Consider the following 6,639-nt stretch of genomic DNA (forward strand, 5'->3'; position numbering starts at 1 on the left):
GCGCGACCGCCTCAAGCACACGTTCTTGCAGGAACTGTGCGTAGGCGGGGGAGTAAGTTTCCAAAGACGGTGTGAACAGGTCGCAGGTGGGCGGGCCGGAGTGGTTATGCGATGCGACAAAGAAAATCTGTTCCTGCGCGATTTTGCAGGCAGATGAGATTTTTTCGCGTGTCTGCGCGACAAAATCCGAACCCCACCACAAAAGATCGCCATAAACGAACAGAAGCTGTTCCTGCCCGCAGCGATGAAGCTGAACGCGAACGAAAATGTCTTCTTTTACCTGTTCAAACAAGGTTGTACGCGTCGCATATCCGCACAGACGCACAGGCATCGGCGGCGTAATGGTCAGTTTTGCAGTTCCAAGCTGCATATAGGGTCCCTCCCATTGTTTGGCTGAAAGAAACGGCGATGTGGGCCACCCCGTGTTGCAGCACGGGGTGGCCGTGCAAGATCACCGGTACAGTTCAACGATCTTAATGAAGTTTCGAAGAATGTGGAACGGATCCTTGACCGGAAGCGCCACCAGTTTTTCCTCGGGAGTGCCGTCACGTTTGCGAATTTGAATCCACTCCCCCAGCTCCTTGTTTGGAAAAGTGGAGAATACATACGCGCTGGCTTTTTCGTACCGCTCCAGCAGGTCCTGCTCGCCGGAAAGCGAATGCAAGTAAAGAAATACATACAAGACTTCGGAATGCGGCCACCAGAGCTTCATGTCCCATGTGCCCTGAATCAGGCGTTCAAAATCACTGTCGCCCGATACGCCCTTGGGTGTTCCCCCGGTACGGTCGACAAACCGCAGCAGGCCGCCATATTCGGGGTCCCAGCCGATGTCGAAGGCATTGCGCGCCAGCTCCAGAATGCGGGGCAGATACGCCGGAAGATCGCCGTAATCCTTCAGGAATTCCGCGCAGAACCACATGTCCTCCAGCGTATGCCCGGGGTTGACATGGCGGTCGAGCAGGCGGGCTTCGTAGTTTTCGTCGGTAGAGACATGCTCTCGGATGTAGCCGCCGCGGTACAGGTCTTCAAGAATACTGCGCACCTTTTCCAGTCCATAGGTAATCTGCTGCTCACAGGGCAGGTCAAAGCGTTCGCGCATTTTGATGTATTCGTAAGTGGTATTGACCATGATCATCGGGATGGAATGCACACGGTATCCCTCGGGGATCGGGTACGGCTCGGTCAGGAACTCCCCGCTTTCGATCCGCGCGACAATGCTTTCATACAGTGCTTCTACTGCCGTCAGGTTTTCTTTCAGCCTGGCGGCTTTTGTATATTGCGCCATTCCGATCAGCGCAAAGCAATCTGCAAAGATGCTTGCGTCATACCGTCCGGTTCGTTTGTCCTCAAGCTTATTCCCGTCGCGGTCAAGCAGATAGCAGCAGATGTTGTCGCCATAAATGGAATGCTGGGTCAGAAAACCGTAGGTGCCCTGCATCTGCCGCAGCAGGCCCTCTTCGTCCAGCTTTGGCAGAACGCCCTGCTGTTTGAGCTCGTACAGGCGCCCGAGTATCCACAGATACCGCCCTTCGGACCACGTAAATTTATTGTCGCTGAGTTTTTGATCCCCCTCATTGTTGATGCAGTTGAGGATGCCGCCCTTTTCTTCATCGTAAAAGCGATTCCAGTAGGGGACAAAATCATCCTGAATCAGATCAACATACTGGGTAAAAAGCTGTTTCTGATTCATTTTGTACTCTCCAATTTCGCCATCAAATCTTCAATCTGCGGGTCGATCTCGATCTTCTTCACATACTGGTTATACAGTCCGACGCCCAGGAAGATGATGAATGAGGTCAGCAGCGGAGCAATCAGCGCCACATCGGTAGACAGCTGTACACCCATCTTGGTGACGACGAACACGCCCAGACCGCCGATCATAGAGGCGATAGCCGCCTTGCTGTCGCAGTATTTAAACTGCGGGAGCAGACCGAACAGCAGTGGGATGGCGGTGGGCCCGAGCAGCGCCGCAAACCAGGTGAGAATGATGCCGGTAACGCCGCCGAGCTGATCGCGAAGCAGACCGATAACAACTGTGCCGACAGTGAAAGCGATCGTTGTTGCACGGGCAAGCTTCAGGGATTCGCTGTCCCCCAGCTTACTCAGCGAGGGCTTGATTTTGGTCAGGATATCGCGTGTGATGACCGCGGAAATGGTGTTCATATCCGAGTTGCACATAGACATGGTCTGTGCGAACATTGCGGCAAGCACAAGGCCGACAAGACCAACCGGGAGGAATCTGCCTGCAAGGCTCGCGTACAGGGAGGCTTCCGCCTCGGCCTGTGTCCAGCCGGGGAACAGGATCGGGCCGCACCACATCGGGAAGAACAGGATCAGCGGCCAGATCAGGTAGAGCGCGGAGGACAGGAAAGCCGCCTTTTTCGCCTGATGGTCATCCTCAGTGGAGATAAAGCGTGCCGCAAGGTTCCATGTGCCGCCGTTATAGCTGAAGTATACGACAAAGAAATACAGCAGAGTCCAGGACAGAGAGCCCTGCCCGCGGCCTTCGTTAAAGACCGTGACACTGCTCGCCGGCAGAGCGGAGAACATGGTGGTCAGGGTCAGGCCGTATTCGCCAAGGTGATTCAGCACAGCGAAGAACAGCAGCAGCCCGGCCAGAAGATTGACGCCAAACTGCACAAAATCTGTGAGCAGGTCTGCAATCAGGCCGCCGATGGATACATAAATCATGGACGCAAGGCTGCCGATGATGATGCCCATCCAAATCGGGAGACCGGTAAAGCCGTGCAGCAGAATACCGAGAGACGCCCATTTCGCACCCACGTCCAGCAGCTTTACGATCACGCCGGAGGTCGCGACGATCAGCTGTGCGGCGGTGTTATAGCGCATTTTCAGGTACTCTGTCGGCGACTGGATTCCCAGTGCGCGGCGCAGGCGGGGCCACCTGGGCGCGAGTGTAACTGCGCCGAGTGCGGTTGCAAGCGCGATGTTGACCGCCCACCAAAAATAGATCGATGTGCCGTGCGCATACGCGATACCGGCATATCCAACGAATACAACGCCGGAATATCCGGATACGTGATGGGAAACGCCCGACAGCCACCATGGGATTTTTCCGCCTCCCACGTAAAAGTCTTCCGAGCTTTTGATCGAACGTTTGGACCAGATACCGATGCCGATGATGACCAGGAAGAAGAGCGCCAGGGTGACATAATCCAAACTTTCCATATGCCCTACATTCATTCAGTACAATCCCCTCTCATATTAAGTTTTGTGGTTTTCCAGTTGTTTGAGCCGCGTATTTATGTAATGCTGGTTCAGTGTGCTGGTCTTGGACTTTTCATACCCCCTTTCCAATTCTCCCACACTGATGATATATCGTTTAACGTCCTCGACAGTAAAAACGGACGTTAAAAACAAATCCAATTCCCCATCCATGGCGGAAATACGCTTGTTCCAGAAAAACAGGTGCAGACCCAACAAAATAGTAAACAGGAACGGCATTGCAAACTGTACCCAAAAGACGCCCAGACGCTCGGTGAGCGGAATATCAAACGCAAAAACAGTCAAGACGGCAATCGCGAAGGCAAACAACGGTAGCACCAGCCGCAAAATCGAAACTGCCTGATAATTTCTGCGGTAGCGCTCCACCTCGCGCATCACGGCGATCTGCATAAACCTCTCGCCCTTTTCTTCCAGCAGACGGGGATTGATGACGACCTTGGGTCGGCCGCCCTCGAAGGAAAACGGCGAAAGGAACTCAACGATGCGCAGAACAAAATCATACCGGCACATGGAACCGCTTGTATAGAGATCGACACCCGGGTTCCCGGGCAGGTCAAGCTCCTGTGGTTTGAGCTCGCCATACTGTGCAAGGGGATGAGGAATAAACCGGGTCTTGCCGATCAGTGCCCTGAGCAGCAGCACCGTGACGGCAAGGATGGCAGCGCCGCCCCAGATCGAGGGCCAGAGCGCCTTGATGCCCAGAACGGCGATGATGGCCAGCGGAATGCCGATGCCCGCTAAATACCATACGTTGGAGCTTCTCCACTTCATGTTGTTCCCTCTCTTTCCTGCTGTGTTCCTGCGTGCGGTACGCGTTTCGTATCAGAGCTTGGAGGCGCAGTCGCGGTCGATGTACATACGGCAGCCTTTTTTGGTCCTGAGGATGCTGGCGGGGCAGGCTTCGCTGATCTCCCCGGTAAGTGCGGCGGCAGTCGCGCCGGCTTTGCGCTCACCCGGCACGATGCAGAACAGGTACGGTGCGCTGATCAGCATGGGAACGGTCAGGGTCAGCGCCTCTTTGGGCACCAGGTCAAGGGAAGCGAAGCACTCGTCATGAACCTGCTGCATGCGGCAGGCAATATCCAGCTGAACCACCTTGATCTTTTTCGAATCGTGAAAATCCGCGACAGCAGGGTCGTTAAACGCGATATGGCCGTTTTCGCCGATGCCGAGGAACACCACGTCGGGAGGGTTCTTTTCCAGAAGCTCGCTGTAACGCGCGCATTCCTGCTGGGGATCCGCCGCGCCGTTGATCAGGTGAACGGAACCGAACGGAACACGGTCAAAAATCGACCGGCTGAGAAAACCGTTGAACGACTGCGGGCTGCCAAGAGGAAGACCGACATATTCGTCCATATGAAACGCGTTGATGCGGTCCCATGGAAGCTTCTGCTGCACGAACGCATCAAGAAACTCGTTCTGTGAAGGGGCAGCGGCAAAAATGCAGTTGACGGCGGCTTTTTGCTCCAGAATGCTGCGGATGGTATCCGCAGCGTCTTGAGCCGCGGCTCTGCCCATTTCCTCTCTGCTTTCAAAAATCTGAAGCTCTACTTCTTCATACTTGGTATGCATGATCTGATCTCCTTTTATCGCATTTTTGTTTTTTCTAACCGACTGGCGAAGCACCAGTTCGGGCTGAATCATGATTTGCGTCGAATCCAGTTCCGGATTTGCAATATGTGCAAACAGCATATCCGCCGCTGCGTGGCCGGTTTCAAGCGCCGGCTGGTGAATCGTGGTCAGCGGAGGGCTGATCATGGCAGACATGGGAATGTTATCGAACCCGATAACCGATAGATCGCGGGGCACCTTGACGCCATGCTGGGAAAGTGAATCGATGATGCCGATAGCGGTGATATCGTTGATCGCCATCACGGCATCGGGCAGGCAGGAGCATCCCAGCAGCATCTGCGCCAAAGCCTTGCCGTTATCGAAATCGACATCGCTCTCCGTATTCTGCTTTGCAGGACGGATGAGCACCATTTCCTTTTTGATTTCGATACCGGCCTCAGAAAGGGCGCGGCAGTAGCCGTCGAAGATCTGCTTGCGGCTGCTGCGGGTAAGCGGATGGCTCATAAACGCAATGTTTCGGTGCCCGCATTGGATCAGGTACTGGGCGGCCATGTACCCGCCCTTTAAAAAATCGAAGGAAACGCTGTTCCCCGTAAAGCCTTCATGACTTTGGTCAAATAAAATCAAGGGCGGGGCGCCGGGGCCGGTGAGTTTCTTCAGCGAGTCGTCACTGTCGTTGATAGAAGACAGCAGAATACCCGCCACCTGCTGACGAAGCAGAATATCGATCTGCCGATCCTCCAACTGCGGGCTGTCGTAAGAGCAGCAGACAATTGGCGCAAACCCGTGAATCACGCACTGCTTTGCAACTGCAGAAACCAGCTGCGCATAAAACGGGTTGATCAGGTCGGGGACAATGATGCCTATCTCTCGGCTGGAAACCCCTTTGAGCATCTGGCTGAAAATATTCGGCTGATAATTGAGCTGCCTGGCGGCGCTGCGCACCCGTTCGCGCAGTTCTTCCGTAACAGGATAGTCCGCATCATTCAGTACTCTGGAAACGGTCGCAGGAGAAGCCTGCGCCAGCTGTGCAATATCTAAAATGGTCGGTCGACGTGCATTTCGGTCAGATGATTTTTTCATCAGAGAACTCCTTTCGGGAAAGCATAGAACGGATAGAAAACGTTTTCTATAAGTACAAAAAATAAATCAGAGCACTTAGCTCCATTCACTTACTTAAAATCAGAAAGTATAGAAAACGTTTTCTATCTGCACAAAATTAACTTCGTTTTTAGTATAATATCATAGGATATTGCGTTTTTCAATCTGGAATTTAGATATATTTTCAGCCTGTGTTTTATGCATCTATACAAATTACATTTTTTCATCTCCGCCTTGTCGACTTATATCAAAAATGAACTGATCCATAAGAATCCTTGGACCGTTTTCGCACAAACGAAATCCGCTGCCTGCCGCATTTCATGCGATTGCAAGGGTTTTCGGGTGCACCAAAGCCCACTGTTTCTGGAATTTTTCAGATTTGACCTATTTGGAATGCAGCCACCGGCCCCACTGGCCCCACCGGGACATTTGCTCCCGGAGAAACGCTCTTTAATGTAATTGGACCTGTAGGAACAGCCACTGTTGGTTTTGGCGAAAGCTTGATTTTCCAGTCCTCTACGCTGGATATTACTGTAACTCAGGGCTCCGCAATTGTAACAATTGAGGATACCACTCCTACTGGCCCCACCGGTCCCACTGGACCCACTGGCCCCACAGGACCGACTGGTGCTGACGGTGCTGTTGGACCCACTGGCCCCACAGGACCGACTGGTGCTGACGGTGCTGTTGGACCTACCGGTCCCACTGGCCCGACTGGCG

At 53.5% G+C, this 6,639-nt stretch carries 4 protein-coding genes and 1 pseudogene; all 5 read right to left on the reverse strand.

Features of this window, described 5'->3' with window-relative positions; genetic code table 11:
• Positions 1-370 (reverse strand): annotated as a pseudogene (locus TY09_RS17165) (alkaline ceramidase); the annotation flags it as partial.
• A gap of 81 nt (positions 371-451) precedes the next feature.
• On the reverse strand, positions 452-1,690 hold the full coding sequence (locus tag TY09_RS17170) for an AGE family epimerase/isomerase (protein ID WP_042436911.1): 1,239 nt from the start codon (positions 1,688-1,690) through the stop codon (positions 452-454).
• Entirely contained in the window at positions 1,687-3,204 is a 1,518-nt protein-coding gene (locus TY09_RS17175) for a sodium:solute symporter family protein (RefSeq protein WP_009063971.1), read from the reverse strand. The genes TY09_RS17170 and TY09_RS17175 overlap by 4 nt, the downstream gene beginning before the upstream one ends.
• 21 nt (positions 3,205-3,225) lie before the next feature.
• A complete protein-coding gene (locus TY09_RS17180) occupies positions 3,226-4,017 on the reverse strand; it encodes a hypothetical protein (protein ID WP_042436914.1) in 792 nt (263 codons plus the stop codon).
• 51 nt (positions 4,018-4,068) lie between these two features.
• Complete coding sequence (locus TY09_RS19000) at positions 4,069-5,901, reverse strand: substrate-binding domain-containing protein (RefSeq protein WP_009064005.1); 1,833 nt, start codon at positions 5,899-5,901, stop codon at positions 4,069-4,071.
• Between the last annotated feature and the right edge of the window lie 738 nt (positions 5,902-6,639).

It is taken from the genome of Faecalispora jeddahensis (genome assembly GCF_000577335.1).
GTDB lineage: Bacteria > Bacillota > Clostridia > Oscillospirales > Acutalibacteraceae > Faecalispora > Faecalispora jeddahensis.